Origin of the sequence: Fructobacillus sp. CRL 2054 (assembly GCF_028764065.1) — a bacterium.
GTDB lineage: Bacteria > Bacillota > Bacilli > Lactobacillales > Lactobacillaceae > Fructobacillus.
Genome location: NZ_JACOFN010000015.1, coordinates 1 through 18,183, shown reverse-complemented (window position 1 = coordinate 18,183; position 18,183 = coordinate 1). Strand labels below are relative to the sequence as shown.

The window sequence follows — 18,183 nt, the reverse complement described above, 5'->3', positions numbered from 1 at the left end:
CAAAGAGGAGAGTAAACATGAACAAGATTGTATTAGCATATTCCGGTGGATTAGATACTTCTGTTGCCATTCCATGGTTGAAGGATAAGGGCTACGACGTTGTGGCGGCTGTCTTAGACGTCGGACAATCAGGTAAGAATTTGAAGGAAGTACAAGAAAAAGCCTTGCAGGTTGGTGCCGTAGAATCATACGTCGTCGATGGAAAGGATGAATTTGCCAAGGACTTCGTCGGACCAGTAATTCAAGCAAACGCCCTCTACGAAGGAAAGTATCCGTTGGTTTCAGCCTTGTCACGTCCCTTGATTATCAAGAAGTTAGTTGAAATTGCCCATGAAACCGGCGCTAAGGCGATCGCCCACGGATCAACTGGTAAGGGAAACGACCAAGTTCGTTTTGAAACGGCCATCCACGCCTTGGATCCATCTTTGGCAATCGAAGCCCCTATCCGTGACTTCCATTGGTCACGTGAAGAAGAAATCGATTACGCGAAGGATCACAACGTTCCTGTTCCAATTGGTAAGAAGTCACCATACTCAATCGATGACAACCTCTGGGGTCGTGCAAACGAAGCCGGAATCTTGGAAAACCCTTGGAATGAAGCGCCAGAAGACGCCTTTGCTTTGACAGCAGCGGTTGAAGACACACCAGACGAAGCCGATGTCTTGGAATTGACTTTTGAACAAGGATTGCCAGTTGCGATTAACGGCGAAGAAAAGTCATTGGTCGACATCATCGAAGAATTGAACGTTTTGGCCGGCAAGCACGGTATCGGACGTATCGACAAGATTGAAAACCGTTTGGTTGGAATCAAGTCTCGTGAAATCTATGAAGCCCCTGCAGCGGCCGTTATCATGACTGCCCACAAGGACTTGGAAGACCTGACGCTTGAACGTGACATCGCGCACTTCAAGCCAGTTATCGAAGCAAAGATTACCGAATTGTATTACAACGGTTTGTACTTCTCACCACTCTTTGACGCATCCATGGCCTTCATCAAGAAGAGCCAGGAAGTCGTCAACGGAGTAGTTAAGATGAAACTTTTCAAGGGTCAGGCCACGGCCATCGCCCGTCAATCAGAAAAGAACTCACTTTACGATCAAAACTTAGCAACTTACACGGATGCGGACTCATTCGACCAAGTTTCAGCGGCCGGCTTCATTAAGCTCTGGTCATTGCCAACAACGGTCTTCGAACAGGTCAACCACATCCACGACTAAACGATAGAAAACGAGGATAGTAGAATGGCAGATAAACTATGGGGTGGTCGCTTTCACGGCCAAGCAGCAGATTGGGTCGACGATTTCGGCGCATCGATTCACTTCGATTACCAACTTGCAAAAGAAGATATCGAAGGTTCCATCGCCCATGCCACGATGCTGGCCAAGCAGGGGATCATCGGTGAAGACGAAGCAGATACAATCATTGCTGGCCTAAAGGAAATCGAGACCGAGTTCGAAGCGGGTCAGATTCACTTCTCCGTGAAAAACGAAGACATCCATTTGAACATCGAGTCTATTCTGACCGAAAAAGTCGGGCCGGTTGCCGGAAAACTCCACACAGCTCGTTCACGTAACGACCAGGTGGCAACCGATTTTCACCTCTGGTTGAAGCATCGTTTGCCTGCCGTCAAGACGGCTATTACGGACTTGCAGCAAGAGTTAGTGACTCTTGCCGAAAAGAATGTTGATACCTTGATGCCCGGCTACACGCACTTGCAACACGCCCAGCCAATCTCATACGGGCACTACCTCTTGTCCTACTATGAGATGTTGCAGCGAGACTTCGAGCGTTTCGAGTTCAACGAGAAGCACACCGACATTTTGCCTCTTGGTGCCGCAGCGTTAGCCGGCACGACTTTTCCAATCGACCGTGAGTTTGTAGCTGATCAGTTAGGATTCGACAAGGTTTACCACAATAGTTTGGACGCCGTTTCAGACCGTGACTTCGCCCTTGAATTCCTGTCAAACTCTGCCATTTTGATGGCCCATCTTTCCCGGATGGCCGAAGAAATGATTCTCTGGACCTCCTTTGAGTTCAACTATTTGGAGTTGTCCGACAGTTTCTCAACCGGATCATCCATCATGCCGCAGAAGAAGAACGCGGACTTCGCCGAACTCAGCCGTGGTAAAACTGGTTCCGTTTACGGTCATTTGATGGGCTTGCTGACAGTGATGAAGGGCTTGCCATTGGCCTACAACAAGGATATGCAGGAGGATAAGGCTGGTGTTTTTGATACTTTTGACACCATTATTGCCGTTTTAAAAGTCTTCACCGGCATGTTATCAACGATGACGGTTAAAAAGGACAAGATGCGTGTTTCATTGAAGGGCGATTACTCCAATGCAACCGAATTGGCCGACTACTTGGCTAAGAAGGGCTTGCCATTCCGTCAGGCCCACGCGGTGGTGGGAATGCTGGTTTACCAAGGCATTGAAGAAGGTACTGCACTAGAGGATATGCCATTGTCCGAATTGCAGAAGGCCTCTGAACTCTTCGAAGAAGACGTCTACCAAGTGCTGGACCCAGTTACAGCCGTTAACACACGTACCTCCCTCGGTGGAACGGCCATGGAAAACGTACAAAAAGAAGTGGAAAGTGCTAAGAAAGTCTTGGCGAGCCGTTAAGTTAAGGAACAAAGTAGGAATTGTATTCCTGCTTTTTCTTTTGCAATCGAGTTGACACTGTGTCAACTAGCTGTATACTAGTCAGTGAAATGACAGTCTGTCAAAAGGAGATGAAGATGGCAAAGGCGATGTTTGACCACCTAAAAACTGAAAAAAAAGAACAAATCATTCAAGCTTTGTTCACTGTTTTTTCTAAAAAAGATTTACTAACCGTGTCGGTCAAAGACATTGTGGAAGAGGCTGGGATTCCGCGTGGTTCCTTCTACACCTACTTTGAGGACTTGCAGGATGCTTACTCACAGGTGCTAGAAACCGTGTTGACCCGTGTCCATAAACAAACATACACGGGTAATCCTTTCGAGGCAGCCCGGGACTTTATCCAAACGATTGATCAGAATCCTGACCGAGATTTTATCCGGCACTACTACGTGATTAATGAAGCCGTTTTAGAGGCTCATCAAGGGTATAAAGAAAAGGTCAGCTCTCAAGAAGCCCTACCAAAATGGTTGGGGTCACTCGCCGTGCACCATTTGTTACGGCAGTTCTTCTTAAACCCTGTGGATAAAGAAACAATTCTTGCCCAGTTGTCCGCAGTTGAAAAATGGCAGAAAGGAAGTCACTAATGTTCTTAGCTTTACACGAAATGAAAAAGGAAAAGTTACGCTATGGTTTAGTCATCGGCGTGATTCTACTAGTCGCCTACCTGATTTTTATTCTGTCAGCATTAGCCCAGGGACTAGCTAGCCAGAATACCAACGCCTTTAATTCCTGGAAGAGTCAGTCCGTTATCTTGAATAAAGATGCCAACGGGAACTTAGCTCAATCGATGATGACAAGGAATCAAGTCGAGACCGCTAGTGAATCCAATAAAGGCGAAATAGTCGGTTTGGCCCAGGGAATTTTGAAGGCGGGCAATGCCCGCCAGTCAGCAACCTTTGTCGGCTTAACGGAAAAGTCTAACCTTCGCCAAAACGTTCAGTTATCCTCTGGCCACTGGAATAATAATGATAACGAAGTTGTGCTCTCTGATAAGCTGAAAGACCAGGGTTTCCACATTAACCAAAAGGTTAAGATGGGCCTTTCAAACGAAGAATACACCATCGTCGGATTCGCGAAGAAGGCGGTCTACAACATGGCACCGGTTGTCTACGGCTCCATTGATGATTGGTCCAACATTAAGGGTGTGACGGGCGACTTTGTCGGATCAGGTCTCATTAGCAGCACCAAGCAAAGTACTACAGATGGCAGCCTCCAAGTTCTAAACAAGAAGGAGCTCTTTAATAAGATGCCGGGCTATTCTGCTCAAACGCAAACCTTTCTCTTCATGATCGCCTTTCTAATTATTATTTCCATCGTCATTGTCGCCATCTTCCTCTATATTCTAACCATGCAGAAGTTGGAGAATTTGGCAGTCTTACGTGCCCAGGGAATCCCAAGTTCTTACTTAATTTGGAACACGCTAGCTCAAACGGTCTTGATTTTGATAATTGCCGTTTTGTTGGCAGTCGTATTAGCTGCGGGCACCGCTTTAATCATCCCAACAGCCGTGCCAATGAGTTTTGACCCTCGATTAATTGCAACAACGGCCGGACTCCTGATCGTAACCGGTATCATCGGTGCAGTTATTCCAATGCGCATCATTGCAAAAATCGACCCTGTTTCGGTCATTGGAGGTTAACATGCAAAAACTTGAATTAAAAAATGTTAGCAAAGTCTTCGGCGCAGGTACCAATCGCGTGCAAGCCCTTGACCATGTTAATTTTGAAGCCAAGGCTGGGGAACTAACCCTTATTTTGGGCCCTTCAGGTTCTGGAAAGTCCACGCTTTTGACCATTCTTGGTGGACTGCAACAACCAACCGAAGGGCAGGTGTTGATTAATGGCAAGCGTTTCGACAACCAAAAGGGAAAAACAGCGGATGCCTTTCGACTGGATCACATCGGCTTTGTGCTCCAGTCTTACAGTTTAGTATCTTATCTAACGGTGAAAGAGCAGTTTCAGTTAGTCGATAAAGTCAAGAAGACCGGTAACTTGGATATTCAACGCTTCCAGGAGGACCTGAAGCGACTCGGCATTGAAAAGCTGCTGAACAAGTATCCGGGTGAATTATCAGGTGGGCAAAGTCAGCGTGTTGCTATTGCCCGCGCGCTGTACGCTAATCCTGATTTCATTCTGGCGGATGAGCCAACGGCGGCCTTGGATTCAGCCCGTGTACAAGAGGTAGCAGAACTCTTCAAGAACATTGCTCAAAAGGAAAACAAGGCGGTGGTTGTGGTAACCCATGACTTGCGCTTGCGAGCGGAAGCGGACCGAATTTACCAACTCGTTGACGGTCAAATTTCCTTGGAAAAGTCTAACTAATTAGCGGGGGAGTAAACCTGCCCTATATCATCTTAAATACACTTTTGTTTTGAACTGGTCTAACTCGACCAGTTCTTTTTTATTAAGGCTTTAGCGAAGTTCGCCTTTGATGTGGTATACTCCGAAATGAAATTTAAATAAAAGAAGATATTTAAAATAAAAAGGATACATGAATGAAAAAGCAGACTGACTTTAAAAAACTGATGACCTTAACCATCAGTTTCCTCTTGCTCGATTTAATCGTTCAGCACGTGTTGGTTTATCAAGCAGTGAACTGGACATTTTACCAGTTTCATATGGAACAGTTCACCGCTCAGTTCATCTCGAAGATGACGGAACTGTTCGTGGTGCTAGGTATCAACGCTTTCGTCACAAAGCAGAAAATTTTCATCAAACCAGCCTTCTCCTGGTGGGAAGGGGTATACTGGATTTTTGTTGTGGCCGTGGCCGTACCATTTCTCTCGGCGAACAACATTTGGGAATCACTTGGTACTGGCTTGATGGGCGGGTTCCCAGAGGAATTCTTCGCCCGTGGTGTTTTGATGGGCCTCTTCCTTACCTACTTGTTAAAGCAGGGCTATAGCCGTGGTAACTTGATCAAGGGGATTCTTTATTTAGACCTCGTCTTTGCGTTGATGCACTTTACCAACTTAACGCACATGCCACTGAACTACGTCATTGCGCAGTCAGCGGTGGCATTCGTTGGCGGTTTGGCCTTTTCGGCCCTTTACGCACAGACTGGTTCGATTTGGGCGCCAGTCGCTGCTCACTTTCTCGATGATTTCATCCTGACGACAACGGGAACTGAAGGGGTGCTTCAAGGCTATGCTCAATCGGCCTTCTCCTGCTTTAAGATTATTCTAGTGATTGTGCTTTTCTTCTATTGGAAGAAGCATGAACCCGTTCTTTCCCGTCGCATTCGTGCGATGCAAAAATAAAAGATTTCAATTAAAAAAGTCGTCTCGCAAACCCGCGAGACGACTTTTCTACTTTAAGAAACAATTTTTTCAATTTGATTCAATTCTGACAACTTCCAGTCAACGTAGGAGGTGTTGTCTGGGGATGTTTCCGTGACTTTGACGATTGGAATGTTCTGTTCCTTGGCCAGCTTGACCATCTTATCAACATCGCCACCCGTGGTTTGGGTGTTCTGAACAACGAAGTCAACCTGACGGTTGTTCAAAGCTTCGCGGACTTCCTTGGTTGCGTTAGCGGAAGGGTCGCTATCTTCGGCAATCGACTCGGCGAAGTCGTCACCGACAATCGTTGCGCCTAAGTCCTTCAGCATGTATTCATAGATGGACTCAGTTTCAAAGACTTTCTTACCAGCAACCTTAGCCTTCAATTCATTTACCTTATCCGTTACTGGTTGCAACTTTTGCTTATAGGCAGCGGCGTTGTTCTGGTAGTAATTCTTGTTATCAGGATCCTTCTTTGACAATTCATCGGCCAACTTCTGGGCAACCGTAATCATGTTTTCTGGGTCGTTCCAAAGGTGGGGATTGGCTTTGCTATCCTTGTTCAACATGTCAGAAGCGAGCAACAACTTCGTCTTCTTAGAAGACTTGGTTAACTTATTCAACCAGGCGTCGTAGCCGAGACCGTTACCAAGCGCAATGTCAGCCTTGGAAACCTTTTTAGCGACATCGTTGGTTGGATCGTAGTCTTCGGGCGAAACCGATTGCTTCGTAATGATGGCGGAAACGTTGGCCTTATCGCCTGCAACTGTCTCGGCGACTTCAGCGTAGACGTTTGTTGAAGCGACGATGCTTAGCTTGCCATCGCTGCTAGACTTTTGACTCGACTTAGGCCAGAGCACAACGGCTAGGACGATGACCAGTAAGACCGTCATGACCCCAACCAAAATACCAGTTTTTTTCATGATTCTGTTCCTTTCGCAGAAAGTGTTTCTAAACAACGTTCTAAGCATAACGGAGTCAAAATCTTATAGTCAAACAGGTGGTCTTTACTCACTTTTGCTTATAAGGGTAAAGTCTTTCTCTTGGGCGGAAACGATGGCCCCCACCAGCTCTTTTAGAATTAGAGCCAAATCGCTGTTTTGTAGGCTGTCTTCTTGGTAAACAAAGGATAGTTTAAAGTCCGGCAGTGCCTTGTCCTCTGATAGACGCAAGGGGGGATGCGGAATGTCAATCACGGTTAACTTTTCTTCTATAGGAAGAGGGCCGGTTATTAAGAGGGCGTCGAATTGTCCCTTGTGTAGTTTTGACAATGCGTCTACGCCATTTACAGTTTCTTTACGAAGGTGGGTAAAGAAGTGGTCGGACAGATGCTGTTCAATTGAAGGAAAGTAGGCAAAGTCGACAATCTCAGACAAGCCGAGAACGAGTTTTTGTTCCGCTTCCTTTTGAATTTCGTCTTCGGCCTGGTGGTATTGGGCGACCATCTTCCTGGCATGCTTCAATAGAATGTGGCCGGGGTGGGTTAAGGCTAATTTTTTATGTCCAGGGTCACGCCAAATTAACTCGGTATTCAGTTCTTTTTCCAATCGTTGCATGGCCAAAGAAACCGTTGGCTGGGAAACCTGGAACTTTTTTGATACCTGGGAAAAGGAACCAAGTTCGGCTAGTGAAAGGTAGTATTCTAAATCTTGAATTCTCATTTGGATTCCTTATCAAATTATAAAAAAGTTAAAATGCTAAAAAAGTGCGTTCGATTTAAAAGTATTTAAATTATATCAAATATGTTGCCTAATAAAGCGACATTATCGAAATATTGTCCGCGAAATAGAACCGTTTTTGTTTGACGGAGAGCAATTTTGCTTGTAAACTAGTGGCCAGAACTTAGGTAAGGAAGAGCATCACAAGATGCAACCTAAAGTGGATAGAAAAAGGAGTTCATCTCATATGACAACACCAATCGAGATTTTGAACAACCCCTTCTTGAACAAGGGGACAGGTTTCACAATGGAAGAACGTAAGGAACTCGGCGTAGCCGGTCTCTTGCCTCCACGCGTGCAAACTTTGGAAGAACAAGAAGCAGCAACTTACGCACAATACCAATCAAAGCCATCTGATTTGGAAAAGCGTTTGTTCTTGATGGAAATCTTCAACACAAACCACACATTGTTCTACTACATGTTCTCACAACACGTGGTTGAATTCATGCCAATCGTTTACGATCCAGTTATCGCTGACACGATCGAAAACTACTCAGATTTGTTTGTTGACCCACAAAACGCTGTTTACTTGTCAATCGACAACCCTGAAGGCATGGAAGAATCCTTGAAGAACGCCGCAAACGGACGTGACATCAAGTTGATTGTTGTTACTGATGCTGAAGGTATCTTGGGTATTGGTGACTGGGGTGTTAACGGTGTTGATATCGCCGTTGGTAAGTTGATGGTTTATACTGCAGCCGCAGGTGTTAACCCAGCCGACGTTTTGCCAGTTGTCTTGGATAACGGAACAAACAACAAGGAATTGTTGGAAAACCCTAACTACTTGGGTAACCGTCACGAACGTGTTCGCGGCGAAAAGTACGACAAGTTTGTTGATGACTTCGTACAAGCTGCTGAAAAGACTTTCCCTAACCTTTACTTGCACTGGGAAGACTTTGCCCGTCAAAACGGTGCTAAGATCTTGAACAAGTACAAGAACGACATCACAACGTTCAACGATGACATCCAAGGAACTGGAATCATCACATTGGCCGCTGCATTGGGTGCCATGAACATCACTGGTGAAAAGTTGTCAGACCAGACATACTTGTCATTCGGTGCTGGTTCAGCCGGATGTGGAATCGCCGCACGTATCTTCGACGAAATGTTGCAAGAAGGTTTGTCAGAAGACGAAGCTAAGTCACACATCTACTTGTTCGACAAGCAAGGTGTCCTCTTTGATGACATGGATGACTTGACTCCAGAACAAAAGCCATTTGCTCGCAAGCGTTCAGAATTCGAAAACGCTGACCAATTGACTGATTTGTTGACTGCAGTTCAAACTATCAAGCCATCAATCATGGTTGGTACTTCAACTGTTCCTGGTGCCTTCACTAAGGAAATCGTTCAAGAAATGGCTTCTCACGTAGAACGCCCAATCATCTTCCCATTGTCTAACCCAACTAAGTTGGTTGAAGCAACTGCTAAGGACTTGCTTGAATGGACTGATGGTAAGGCATTGGTTGCCAACGGTATCCCTGTTGACCCAATCGAATACAAGGGTGTAACTTACAACATCGGACAAGCTAACAACGCTTTGGTTTACCCAGGTCTTGGACTTGGAACTATCGCTTCAACTGCTACGGTATTGAACGATGAAATGATCTCAGCCGCTGCTCACTCATTGGGTGGTTTGGTTGATGCATCACAACCAGGTGCCGCTGTTTTGCCTCCTGTTTCACAATTGACAAAGTTCTCTGAAGATGTTGCCATCGCGGTTGCTCAATCAGCCGTTGACCAAGGTATCACGAAGGAAAAGATTTCTGACGTTAAGGCTGCTATCGAAGCCTTGAAGTGGGAACCAAAGTACTAAGAGTTACTCTTAACTTTGTTTTAAAAGAATCGCCATTTGGCGGTTCTTTTTTTGTGCATAAAAAACCCAGGAGAGTTAACTAGCTTCTCCTGGGTTTCTTTAATTGATTGCCTTAGTTACTTTTATTAGCAATAGCGTCTAAGTTATCTTTACCGATGTAGTCGTTGTAGTCTTGTCCGATATAGGTAAAGTCGAGACTTTTCTCCCTCGGTTCAGCGGTGTAAAGGGCGAAGTAGCCTTGTCGTTGATAGGAAGCCACAACGGGAATCTTTTTACCATCAATAGTTAGGCTGCTATGCCAATAGGCCAAGCCGTCAGTGTAAACTTTGTTTGGCTTAATGGTTCCTTCTGTCATTGGAAGGTTGACCTCTTCATGGCCGTCATAGGCACGGAATTGTTGGACTTTACTCGTTGTGTACTGTGAAAGGTCAATTGGAAACTTGGGGTTTGGTTTATCTGAGATTAGTTGAAAACCATACTCGCTTTTTTTGCTGTTTTTTGAGTTTGAAGAAGAGCTTTTAGCAGATGAGTTACTCTTTTTATCGGAAGAGATCTTTTCAACGGTAACGGAGCTTTCTTCTGACTGATTATTGTGGCCAGATGGTTCTTGATTCATAAAGGCTACAGTTCCTGCCACTAAGGCTAGAACAACTAGAATGCCGATTGGTAAACGGTGCTTTTTAATAAAATTCATATTCTTCTCTCTTTAATTTTCACTAAACGTCAATATTTTAGCATAGTTAAGGGTAAGCGATATCAGAGGATGATAAAAACGCACCCGAAAAAGTATTCTTCTCGAGAGCGCTTTGTTTAACAATTAGATAATTTAATCGACTTTACGCCAGTCCTTATCAAAGAGGAAACGAGCGACGTAGAGCCCAAATGGTAGGAAGACCATGATGAGTGCAGCGCGAACCAGCCAGGTAGCACCAGTTCCGATGTTGTTCAAACCAAGGTTATAAACACCACGGTAAATATAAAGGCCAGGAACCATGATGACGATGGCCGGAACAGTCAATGAAATCCGCGGAAAGTCTGTGCGGTGGTTAATCAAGGATGCGGCTACTCCAGCAATCAGGGCACCAACAAAGGCAGCGGCTGCAGGTGGGAGCTGTGAAAGATCAACTAATTCAAGGCGAGTTGTGTTCGCAACGGCACCAATTAGTCCAGCCGTAATGGCCATTTTAGGTTTGGAGTTAAACATCATGGAGAAACCGAAGACCCCGGCGAAAGAGGCCATCAAACGGCAGGCAATCAATGGATAAAGTGATAGTCCTTGGGGTAAGAAGTTTTGAGGGTGCAACTGGAAGACTAATGCCAGCAGCCAACCAATCAGGGTTGCTGAGAAGATGATCATCAGTGCGAAGGCGAGTCGCTCTAATCCGGATCGCATATCATTTTTAGAGAGGTCCAGGATGGAAGTGATAAATGGGAAACCAGGAATTACGAAGAGCATTGAACCAATGTAACCAGCCTCATGGGCGGATGAAAGGTGAACAAAAAGTCCCAGAATGAAAAGGGTGGCGACGTAAGTCAGACAGGCGGCGGCAACGCCTAGACCAGTGGTGGCGACGGCGTTCCAGTGACGGCCACCAAGCACCTTACGAGTAAAGTTTCCGGCAAAGGCGCCAGTAAAGCAACCAAGCATTTCAACTGGTCCACCACCAAGCAAAAAAATAAATCCTGCACAGGCGATGGCAGCGGCTAGTCCAGCCATTAAGGCTGAGTAGTTTCCAGGCTGCTTTTGAATCTTGCTTAGAGCCTTGTGGACGATTTGTGGTGTTTGATCAGCATATTCGCTGGCAAAGTCAGCGACAAAGTTCTCAATCATGGTCATTTTGTGAGTATTGACCCCGGTCGCTGCCAGCGTAAGTGACTCGGTATAGGACTCAACACCGTCAAAGCAGGAAAAGGTGATGGCGGTAAAGCCAATATCGGCGGATACCGTTAATTGTAAGGCGCGGGCAACGGTGTTCATGGCTGATCGAACACGCCAGGCTCCCGTTCCGCAGGAAAGTAAGAGAATCCCCACACGACCCACGATTGAGGCGCGAACGGGGAGGGTAGACTCTCGAGCGGGTACCTTTTCTTCGCCGATGAACTTTTCCCAGCGGACTGCCATGTGCTGGCGTAAGTGCTCGGGATGAATGGTATCGTTCAGGGCTGATTTAGTTGTTGACGAGGTCATAATTCAGGCTCCATTAAAGAAAGATTCTAGATTAGTAAAATATAGCTTTATGATAGGCTTTTGACCTATATTTTTCAAGGAATCAGATAAAAGAAATTTTATGTTGAAAAAGTATAAAAAATAAAAGGGAAACTATGTACAATTTTAGATTATGGTGGTAAAACATAGTTGATATGTAACAAATGTAAAGAAAATGTTACATAAAGTAACAAAAATTGATAAATCGGAGTGGCTTATCTCAAAAAAACCTAAGCAATGTATTATGAAGTATAGCGTACAGTCAAATAATCAAAATCGTTTTCCACTCAATGCTGCAAAGAATTGGCTTATTCTACCATTGACTTCCCTTGCATTGATTAGTGGAAGCGGTGTTTTGAGCTCTGAAAGTCATTCGACGGCCATGGCTTCTGAAACAACTGGGCAGACAGTAGTGGCCCAAAGTGCTGACAGCGGTAATTTAGGAACAGCAACCTATAGTTGGAATGATAGTAGCAAGACTTTGACAATTAATGGCGCTGGTATCATGAGCAAGGTGAGTGCCTTAAGTTTTGCCAATGATATTCAAACAATTCGTTTTACAGGAGCTGTCCAAGCGCCAGTTAATTCAGATCACTTGTTAGCCGAGTTGCCTAATTTGACAAGCATCGACGGATTAACTTACTTGGATACATCCAACGTTACTTCGATGTACTACATGTTCCGGGGGGATGCCAAGGTAACCTCCCTTGATGTTAGTCATTTTGATACCTCGAAGGTAACCGACATGTCAGCCATGTTTTCTGATATGACCGCCTTGCAGAGCCTAGATGTTCGCAACTTCGATACTAGTCAGGTAGTTTATTTCCGTTATCTATTTTCAAATGATGCTTCCTTGAAGACTTTGGATTTGAGTCACTTTAATACGTCGAACGCCACTACAATGTATGGTATGTTCTCGATGGCATCGGGACTAACCCGCTTGGATATTAGTAGTTTTGATACTCAAAAAGTCGTTGCAGACCATATGGATTACATGTTTAATGGTATTGGTAATGGTGACTTGCTTTACATTAATATGCCAAAGTCTCATTTTACCTGGTGGTCATTACTGGGTGATACGTGGAAGGGCAATCGTTATGATCATCTTTACACGCCAATTAATAACCCAGATGATCGAGAAACAACCGGCACGACAATGGATGCGGATACCTACCGTAAACTTTATGATACTGGTAACCAACCCGGTGGTTGGTACGTCTGGGGACGTTATATCACTAGCCAAGAAAGCAAGGTTGTTAAGCGAACAATCAATTATCAGGACGCTTCTGGTCATGTTATTGCTTCTTCAACCGTTCAGCAGTTAACTTACCAGCGGACGGTCACGAAGGACATGATGAATAATACAACGACTAAGACTGATTGGGTCGTCACCGATGGACAGGATAGCCAGTTTGCCGCGGTAACAGTGCCAGCAACCATCGATTCGAAGTATGAGGACCCTAAGGTAAATGGCCAGACTGTTACGATGATTGCTGCTGAGAAGCCAAAGTTGACCGATACGGCTGATGAGCAGGACGAGGTTGTCAACGTACTCTATAGTATGAAGGCCGTAACGCCAACACCGACCCCATCACCAAATAACAAGAATCATCACAAGGGTATCAGCCTTCCAACAACTGGTGGGGACGATGGTCAGTCTAATCAAGTTGGCTCTACCCGAAATAGTAAGGTAGCTAGTCGTAAGCTATTGACACAGTTGCCAAGTACTGGCCAGCAGGTTGAGAAGCACCTTGGCCTTCTTCTACCACTTGCGTTAGGTATTTCTGCCACATTGGCTTACTTCTTTACAAAGAGCCATAAGTAAGTTCATTAAAAAATAAAAAGCATTAAAAAAGACATTGATTCGCATCGATGTCTTTTTATTTGCCTTCATTTAGTTCATTTTATTTTTGAATTGTTGAATTGCCGAGTTCTTTAAGAGTGTAATCGAGATGGCAATCTGAATCACAAGGGTGATGGTCGTTCGAATGGCACGGCTAAGCAGTAAGCCTTCTAGTGGCACGTGGTAGGAGAAGGAGATGATGGCGGTATTTAAAAAGAATGAAATACCCACAACCACCACGAGGTTTACCAGGATGATTCGAGTAATCGTTGGTTTTTGCAGTAACCCGTAAACTAAACCTGCCAGTGCTGCCGAGAATAGGAAGAAGGGGGAGAAAGTACCCGTTGAGAAAATGGTAAAGACGATGATGTTGGCCAGCATGCACATGAACATGTTCGCCACACTGCCATAAAAGTAGCCGGCAATGACAAGGGGGATGAAGGCCAAACTAATTTTGGCAAAGTCGGGCCCGATGGCAATGCGACTGAGTAGGATGTGGATGGCTAGTAATACCGCTAGCCCGGCAATTTTTTTACTTTCTTTAATCATGAGTAACCTCTCTTTTATAAAAAATGACACCTTTGTCATTTCAATAAAATCGATTATACTATAAATTGACAACCGTGTCATTTTATATTTGAGGTAAGTCATGGCAAAAGTAGAGTTAAGTAAGACAAGACAGGCTAAAAAAGAAGCTATTTTGAGGACGGCCACGCAGGTCTTTTCGGAAGAGGGCTTCTTAAACGTGAACATGCAGGCCATTATTAATGCCTGTGGGATTAGCCGTGGCGGCATTTATCTTTACTTTCAGTCTGTTGATGAACTCTTTGTTGAAGTGGTGCGGAGCCGCTCGGTTCGACAGTTTGACCTCATCCGTCAGGAGCTAAAGGATAAGCCGGACTTTGATAAGGTACTAACCGACTATCTGGCTGATCATAAGAAACGCCTGCTTGGGTTGTCCGAAGGAAAGCCTTCCTTACTGCGAGCCATGTATGAGTATTCCTTTACCCATAACACGGAGGCAGACCGTCGCTTGAAGCAAAAGCAGGTCAATGCAACCCGGGCAACTGTGCAGGCGGTCCTAAACCTAGGTGCTGAGCAGAAAAAGATTGAAAGCGACCAGGTCCGTTTGCTTGCTGAAGAACTGATGCTTTTGATCGAAGGGATGAACGTTCTCGCCTTGACCGGGGAACTGCAGGAACTTCAAATTGACCGGCAGTTCCAGCAGTTTGAACGTCAATTTACGTTAAGTGATTAAAAAGTGCATTAAAAAAGCGGTGAAACATTGTTTCACCGCTTTTCTTGATTATAAGTCTTTTCGGTAGATGCTTTGACCGGTATTACCGTCCAAAAGCACGTCACAGACGTCGATAAAGAGTCCGTGTTCAACGACTCCCGTCAGGGATTTCAATTCATCGGCCAACTTAGGTAAGTCATCAACACGTGAAATATCGATATCGATGATGTAGTTACCTGAATCCGTTGTTAGGTAGTTGCCGTCTTCTTGCTGACGGTAGACGGGCTTCAAATCCCGTTCCTTCAAATAGTTGTACACGTGGTGCACACCAAACTTCACCACTTCAACCGGAAGCTTGAAGGATCCGAGGCGGGGATGCTTCTTAGAAGAATCAACCACCCAGATGTTCTTTTGTGAGTTAACAGCCACAATCTTTTCGAAGAGAAGGGCGGCACCGCCACCCTTAATCCCGTTTAGGTAGGGATCCACTTCGTCGGCGCCATCAACCGTGACATCGATTCGATCAACGGCATCAATGTCGACAACTTTTAGGCCGAAACCGAGGGCCAGTTGCTGCGTTTGACCAGAAGTGGCCACGCATGTGATATCCATGGATTCTTCATGGGCTTTCTTAGCTAGCAAGTCGATAAAGATGGAAGCGGTTGAGCCAGAACCGAGGCCAACGATGGCTTGGTTAGGAATCAACTCAACGGCCATTTGAGCAGCTTTTACTTTATGGTCATTCACGGTAAATCCTCCATTAAAACGACATAATCTATTTTCTATTATAGCAGACAGGCGCCCTTTGGCCGGGATGACTTTCCTATTTTTACTGCTAAAGTCGGGCATTTTTAGTAAAATAAGAGGTGAATAAATTTTGTCAGACAGAAAAGGATGACCATGAAAAAGCAAGTAACCGTAGTTGGCTCAACTAATTTGGACCGTGTAACCCGAGTGCCCCGCTTGGCGGAATCCGGGGAGACATTATCAATTGCTCAACACCAGGAAGAAGTAATGGGTGGTAAGGGTCTGAACCAGGCGGTGGCTATTGCCCGTTCAGGTGCTCTGTCGAACTTCATTACCAAAGTCGGATCGGACTTTGACCTTGGTCAGCAGGTAGCAGAAGATAACTTGAATTTGGACTACGTTTTGCAGTCTGATAAGTTCCAGACCGGCCAGGCCTACATTACCGTTTCGAAGGCAACCGGTGATAACATCATCTATGTATACGAAGGTGCTAACGGGGATCTCTCTGCTAAAGATATCTGGGACCAACGCGAATCATTGAAAGACTCAGACTTTTGCTTGACCCAATTAGAGATTCCTTTGGAGACAGCCCAGGCCGCCTTCAAGGAAGCTAAGGACATGGACGTGACCACTGTCTTGAATCCAGCGCCTGTTCCTGATCAGGAAGACCTGCCTAAGTCTTTGTTAGCTTTGACGGATATGATTATCCCAAACGAACACGAGGCGGCATTGATTTCAAACATTCCTGTGACCGACCGTGCGTCTCTGATTGCCAATGCCAACTTCTTCTTTGACATGGGCCTAGAGCATGTGTTGATTACCCTGGGTGATAAAGGCGCCTTCTACAAGTCTAAGTCCGGTAAGGAAGTCATGGTACCGGCCATCAAGACAACGGCCATTGATACGACCGCTGCAGGAGATACCTTCATCGGGGCACTGCTTTCTCGTTTGTCTCCATCATTTGACAACATCGAAGGGGCCATTCGCTACGCCGTTGCTGCCTCTTCTATTACGGTTGCTTCTGCTGGGGCACTCCCTTCTATTCCATATGAAGAAGCGGTATTGTCAGAATTACCAAAAATTAACTAAAAATTTTTTGCTATTTATATAGAAGAAAACAGAAAAAATCACAGAATCTGATGCTTAGCTTGTCAGTCCGCGAGGAAACGAGTAAGCTTAGTTCGAGGATATTACTATGAAGAAATTACTATCATTTATTTGGAACTGGATTGTTCCAATTGCCTTGGGTGTTGTGGCCTATTTGGCCATCACCACTTTCTGGATTAACATTGTAACCATTAACGGTGATTCGATGGACCCTAACTTGCTCGACCAGCAAAAAGTCTTTGTCCAAAAGACAGAGAACTTGAAACGTGGGGATGTTGTCGTTTTTGACGCCCGTAAGGAAGACCCACGTATTCAAAGCGGTAACAAGGACTACGTTAAGCGTGTCATCGCCGTTGCCGGCGATACTGTTTCATACAAGGACGGAACCCTTTACGTTAACAACAAGAAGGTAAACCAAGACTTCATCAGTTCTAGCGAACAAACAACCGGAACTGCTTCCTCCTTTGGTTCATCTTGGGATTTGAAGTCCTTGTCTTCAACCGGACTATGGAAACAAAGCGACCGTAACTCAACGGTTGTGCCAAAGGATTCTTACTTTGTCCTTGGTGATCACCGTTCTGTTTCAAACGATTCCCGTTACTTCGGATTTGTTTCTAAGAAGCATGTGATTGGAAAAGTCCACGTACCGTTCTGGTATTCAACAACCGTAAAGAATAATATCGCCAAAGAAGAGCAACATTTCTTCGTATAATTACATTTTTGCGACATAATAAAGACAAAAGCAACAAATTCAAAAAAGAATTTGTTGCTTTTTTTTCATATTTTAAAACCGTCTTTATAACTGATACAGAGCGATTTTAAAAAATAAATGTACCATTTTAACAAAACTGCCCTATTTGTCACAATTTACATATTGTGACGGAAAGCATACAATTATTACCGATGTAACAATTATTTGAAAATAGAGGACGAAGATATGAAAAAATTTACAAAGTTAAACCTAGTCGTAGCAACTTTGTTAACTGCGGGAGCATTAGCAACACCTGCAGCAGCATTTGCGGATGACAATGCGACATCACCTGCAGTAGCAGGGGTCGACAATCAAAAAGGAGCAGGTAACAAAAACCTGACGGGGACTGCAAAAATTACTTTTACTGGTGATACAACAAATGGCCTTACTTTGGACCATGTTCCTAACTTTGATTTCCAAACAAAGACACTTACTTCAAGTATGAACAGTCAATATACAGCAGATGGTGAATATATCCAAGTTACTGATTTGACTGGTTCAAGTAGCGGCTATATCGTTTCTGCTAAGGCTGATCAATTAGCCTACGAAAAGGATCAGAGTATTAAGTTGCCAATGGCAACAACCAATGGGTTCCTTTTTACCACAACTGATGGAAAAGCTGATGCCTCAACTAATGGTCAAATCACAGGTAATGCTCGTATGTCAATAAGTTAGACACTTTTTTTACATTACTAGGTTCGATTCATAGGTATGAATCCGTTCATGATTATATCGATGGATATAGCGTGATATTCGCGTAACCAGCTCAAATTTACTCTTAAACTGGTTCGGATAAATAAGTTCTCTTTTTAAAATTG

The 18,183-nt window shown here is 44.7% G+C and carries 19 protein-coding genes; 12 read left to right on the top strand and 7 right to left on the bottom strand.

Annotated features, from left to right (window positions below; all coding sequences use genetic code 11):
* Positions 1-17 precede the first annotated feature (17 nt).
* From H7198_RS06545 to H7198_RS06520, 6 genes are all read left to right on the top strand, one after another.
* The gene (locus H7198_RS06545) at positions 18-1,217 is read left to right on the top strand and encodes an argininosuccinate synthase (protein WP_274458958.1); all 1,200 of its coding nucleotides are present in this window, start codon (positions 18-20) and stop codon (positions 1,215-1,217) included.
* Between the two features lie 24 nt (positions 1,218-1,241).
* A complete protein-coding gene (gene argH, locus H7198_RS06540) occupies positions 1,242-2,624 on the top strand; it encodes an argininosuccinate lyase (protein ID WP_274458957.1) in 1,383 nt (460 codons plus the stop codon).
* 116 nt (positions 2,625-2,740) lie between these two features.
* Positions 2,741-3,247 (top strand): TetR/AcrR family transcriptional regulator, encoded by a 507-nt coding sequence (locus H7198_RS06535; RefSeq protein ID WP_274458956.1) that lies wholly within the window; start codon positions 2,741-2,743, stop codon positions 3,245-3,247.
* Positions 3,226-4,302, top strand: a complete 1,077-nt coding sequence (locus tag H7198_RS06530) for an ABC transporter permease (protein WP_274458955.1) — start codon at positions 3,226-3,228, stop codon at positions 4,300-4,302. The genes H7198_RS06535 and H7198_RS06530 overlap by 22 nt, the downstream gene beginning before the upstream one ends.
* A gap of 1 nt (position 4,303) precedes the next feature.
* Entirely contained in the window at positions 4,304-4,984 is a 681-nt protein-coding gene (locus H7198_RS06525; protein WP_274458954.1) for an ABC transporter ATP-binding protein, read from the top strand.
* A gap of 173 nt (positions 4,985-5,157) precedes the next feature.
* Positions 5,158-5,922 carry a CPBP family intramembrane glutamic endopeptidase gene (locus H7198_RS06520; RefSeq protein WP_274458953.1) on the top strand — a complete coding sequence of 255 codons (765 nt, stop codon included), beginning with the start codon at positions 5,158-5,160 and terminating at the stop codon, positions 5,920-5,922.
* 53 nt (positions 5,923-5,975) lie between these two features.
* On the opposite strand, the gene H7198_RS06515 is transcribed toward H7198_RS06520, so the two are convergent.
* Positions 5,976-6,866: a metal ABC transporter solute-binding protein, Zn/Mn family gene (locus tag H7198_RS06515; protein WP_274458952.1), complete on the bottom strand. Its 891-nt coding sequence runs from the start codon at positions 6,864-6,866 to the stop codon at positions 5,976-5,978.
* Between the two features lie 84 nt (positions 6,867-6,950).
* The gene (locus H7198_RS06510; protein WP_274458951.1) at positions 6,951-7,604 is read right to left on the bottom strand and encodes a LysR family transcriptional regulator; all 654 of its coding nucleotides are present in this window, start codon (positions 7,602-7,604) and stop codon (positions 6,951-6,953) included.
* A 205-nt stretch (positions 7,605-7,809) separates the two neighbouring features.
* Here H7198_RS06510 and H7198_RS06505 point away from each other — a divergent pair, with 205 nt between their 5' ends.
* On the top strand, positions 7,810-9,474 hold the full coding sequence (locus H7198_RS06505; RefSeq protein WP_274458950.1) for a malolactic enzyme: 1,665 nt from the start codon (positions 7,810-7,812) through the stop codon (positions 9,472-9,474).
* A 112-nt stretch (positions 9,475-9,586) separates the two neighbouring features.
* On the opposite strand, the gene H7198_RS06500 is transcribed toward H7198_RS06505, so the two are convergent.
* The gene (locus H7198_RS06500) at positions 9,587-10,168 is read right to left on the bottom strand and encodes a hypothetical protein (protein ID WP_274458949.1); all 582 of its coding nucleotides are present in this window, start codon (positions 10,166-10,168) and stop codon (positions 9,587-9,589) included.
* 132 nt (positions 10,169-10,300) lie between these two features.
* Entirely contained in the window at positions 10,301-11,662 is a 1,362-nt protein-coding gene (locus H7198_RS06495; RefSeq protein WP_274458948.1) for a threonine/serine ThrE exporter family protein, read from the bottom strand.
* Positions 11,663-11,924: 262 nt separating this feature from the next.
* Between H7198_RS06495 and H7198_RS06490 the strand changes: the two genes are divergently transcribed.
* Complete coding sequence (locus tag H7198_RS06490; protein ID WP_274458947.1) at positions 11,925-13,505, top strand: BspA family leucine-rich repeat surface protein; 1,581 nt, start codon at positions 11,925-11,927, stop codon at positions 13,503-13,505.
* 69 nt (positions 13,506-13,574) lie between these two features.
* Here the strand turns inward: H7198_RS06490 and H7198_RS06485 are convergent, their stop codons facing one another.
* On the bottom strand, positions 13,575-14,072 hold the full coding sequence (locus H7198_RS06485) for a folate family ECF transporter S component (protein WP_274458946.1): 498 nt from the start codon (positions 14,070-14,072) through the stop codon (positions 13,575-13,577).
* 100 nt (positions 14,073-14,172) lie between these two features.
* On the opposite strand from H7198_RS06485, the gene H7198_RS06480 reads away from it, so the two are divergent.
* Positions 14,173-14,781 (top strand): TetR/AcrR family transcriptional regulator, encoded by a 609-nt coding sequence (locus H7198_RS06480; protein WP_274458945.1) that lies wholly within the window; start codon positions 14,173-14,175, stop codon positions 14,779-14,781.
* A gap of 48 nt (positions 14,782-14,829) precedes the next feature.
* Here the strand turns inward: H7198_RS06480 and rpiA are convergent, their stop codons facing one another.
* On the bottom strand, positions 14,830-15,507 hold the full coding sequence (gene rpiA / locus H7198_RS06475; RefSeq protein ID WP_274458944.1) for a ribose-5-phosphate isomerase RpiA: 678 nt from the start codon (positions 15,505-15,507) through the stop codon (positions 14,830-14,832).
* Between the two features lie 153 nt (positions 15,508-15,660).
* Between rpiA and rbsK the strand changes: the two genes are divergently transcribed.
* The 3 genes from rbsK to H7198_RS06460 all read left to right on the top strand — a co-directional run bounded on the left by rbsK (position 15,661) and on the right by H7198_RS06460 (position 18,040).
* Complete coding sequence (rbsK, locus tag H7198_RS06470) at positions 15,661-16,596, top strand: ribokinase (RefSeq protein WP_274458943.1); 936 nt, start codon at positions 15,661-15,663, stop codon at positions 16,594-16,596.
* Between the two features lie 106 nt (positions 16,597-16,702).
* Positions 16,703-17,326: a signal peptidase I gene (lepB, locus tag H7198_RS06465; protein WP_274458942.1), complete on the top strand. Its 624-nt coding sequence runs from the start codon at positions 16,703-16,705 to the stop codon at positions 17,324-17,326.
* Between the two features lie 225 nt (positions 17,327-17,551).
* Positions 17,552-18,040 (top strand): WxL domain-containing protein, encoded by a 489-nt coding sequence (locus H7198_RS06460; protein WP_274458941.1) that lies wholly within the window; start codon positions 17,552-17,554, stop codon positions 18,038-18,040.
* A gap of 9 nt (positions 18,041-18,049) precedes the next feature.
* On the opposite strand, the gene H7198_RS06980 is transcribed toward H7198_RS06460, so the two are convergent.
* Positions 18,050-18,181, bottom strand: a complete 132-nt coding sequence (locus H7198_RS06980) for an IS3 family transposase (RefSeq protein WP_368462344.1) — start codon at positions 18,179-18,181, stop codon at positions 18,050-18,052.
* Between the last annotated feature and the right edge of the window lie 2 nt (positions 18,182-18,183).

Bases quoted from the DNA above. Each gene is read 5' to 3' on its own strand.
- H7198_RS06545 (WP_274458958.1), top strand. From the start codon at position 18: ATGAACAAGATTGTATTAGCATATTCCGGTGGATTAGATACTTCTGTT.
- argH (WP_274458957.1), top strand. From the start codon at position 1,242: ATGGCAGATAAACTATGGGGTGGTCGCTTTCACGGCCAAGCAGCAGAT.
- H7198_RS06535 (WP_274458956.1), top strand. From the start codon at position 2,741: ATGGCAAAGGCGATGTTTGACCACCTAAAAACTGAAAAAAAAGAACAA.
- H7198_RS06530 (WP_274458955.1), top strand. From the start codon at position 3,226: ATGGCAGAAAGGAAGTCACTAATGTTCTTAGCTTTACACGAAATGAAA.
- H7198_RS06525 (WP_274458954.1), top strand. From the start codon at position 4,304: ATGCAAAAACTTGAATTAAAAAATGTTAGCAAAGTCTTCGGCGCAGGT.
- H7198_RS06520 (WP_274458953.1), top strand. From the start codon at position 5,158: ATGAAAAAGCAGACTGACTTTAAAAAACTGATGACCTTAACCATCAGT.
- H7198_RS06515 (WP_274458952.1), bottom strand. From the start codon at position 6,866: ATGAAAAAAACTGGTATTTTGGTTGGGGTCATGACGGTCTTACTGGTC.
- H7198_RS06510 (WP_274458951.1), bottom strand. From the start codon at position 7,604: ATGAGAATTCAAGATTTAGAATACTACCTTTCACTAGCCGAACTTGGT.
- H7198_RS06505 (WP_274458950.1), top strand. From the start codon at position 7,810: ATGCAACCTAAAGTGGATAGAAAAAGGAGTTCATCTCATATGACAACA.
- H7198_RS06500 (WP_274458949.1), bottom strand. From the start codon at position 10,168: ATGAATTTTATTAAAAAGCACCGTTTACCAATCGGCATTCTAGTTGTT.
- H7198_RS06495 (WP_274458948.1), bottom strand. From the start codon at position 11,662: ATGACCTCGTCAACAACTAAATCAGCCCTGAACGATACCATTCATCCC.
- H7198_RS06490 (WP_274458947.1), top strand. From the start codon at position 11,925: ATGAAGTATAGCGTACAGTCAAATAATCAAAATCGTTTTCCACTCAAT.
- H7198_RS06485 (WP_274458946.1), bottom strand. From the start codon at position 14,072: ATGATTAAAGAAAGTAAAAAAATTGCCGGGCTAGCGGTATTACTAGCC.
- H7198_RS06480 (WP_274458945.1), top strand. From the start codon at position 14,173: ATGGCAAAAGTAGAGTTAAGTAAGACAAGACAGGCTAAAAAAGAAGCT.
- rbsK (WP_274458943.1), top strand. From the start codon at position 15,661: ATGAAAAAGCAAGTAACCGTAGTTGGCTCAACTAATTTGGACCGTGTA.
- lepB (WP_274458942.1), top strand. From the start codon at position 16,703: ATGAAGAAATTACTATCATTTATTTGGAACTGGATTGTTCCAATTGCC.
- H7198_RS06460 (WP_274458941.1), top strand. From the start codon at position 17,552: ATGAAAAAATTTACAAAGTTAAACCTAGTCGTAGCAACTTTGTTAACT.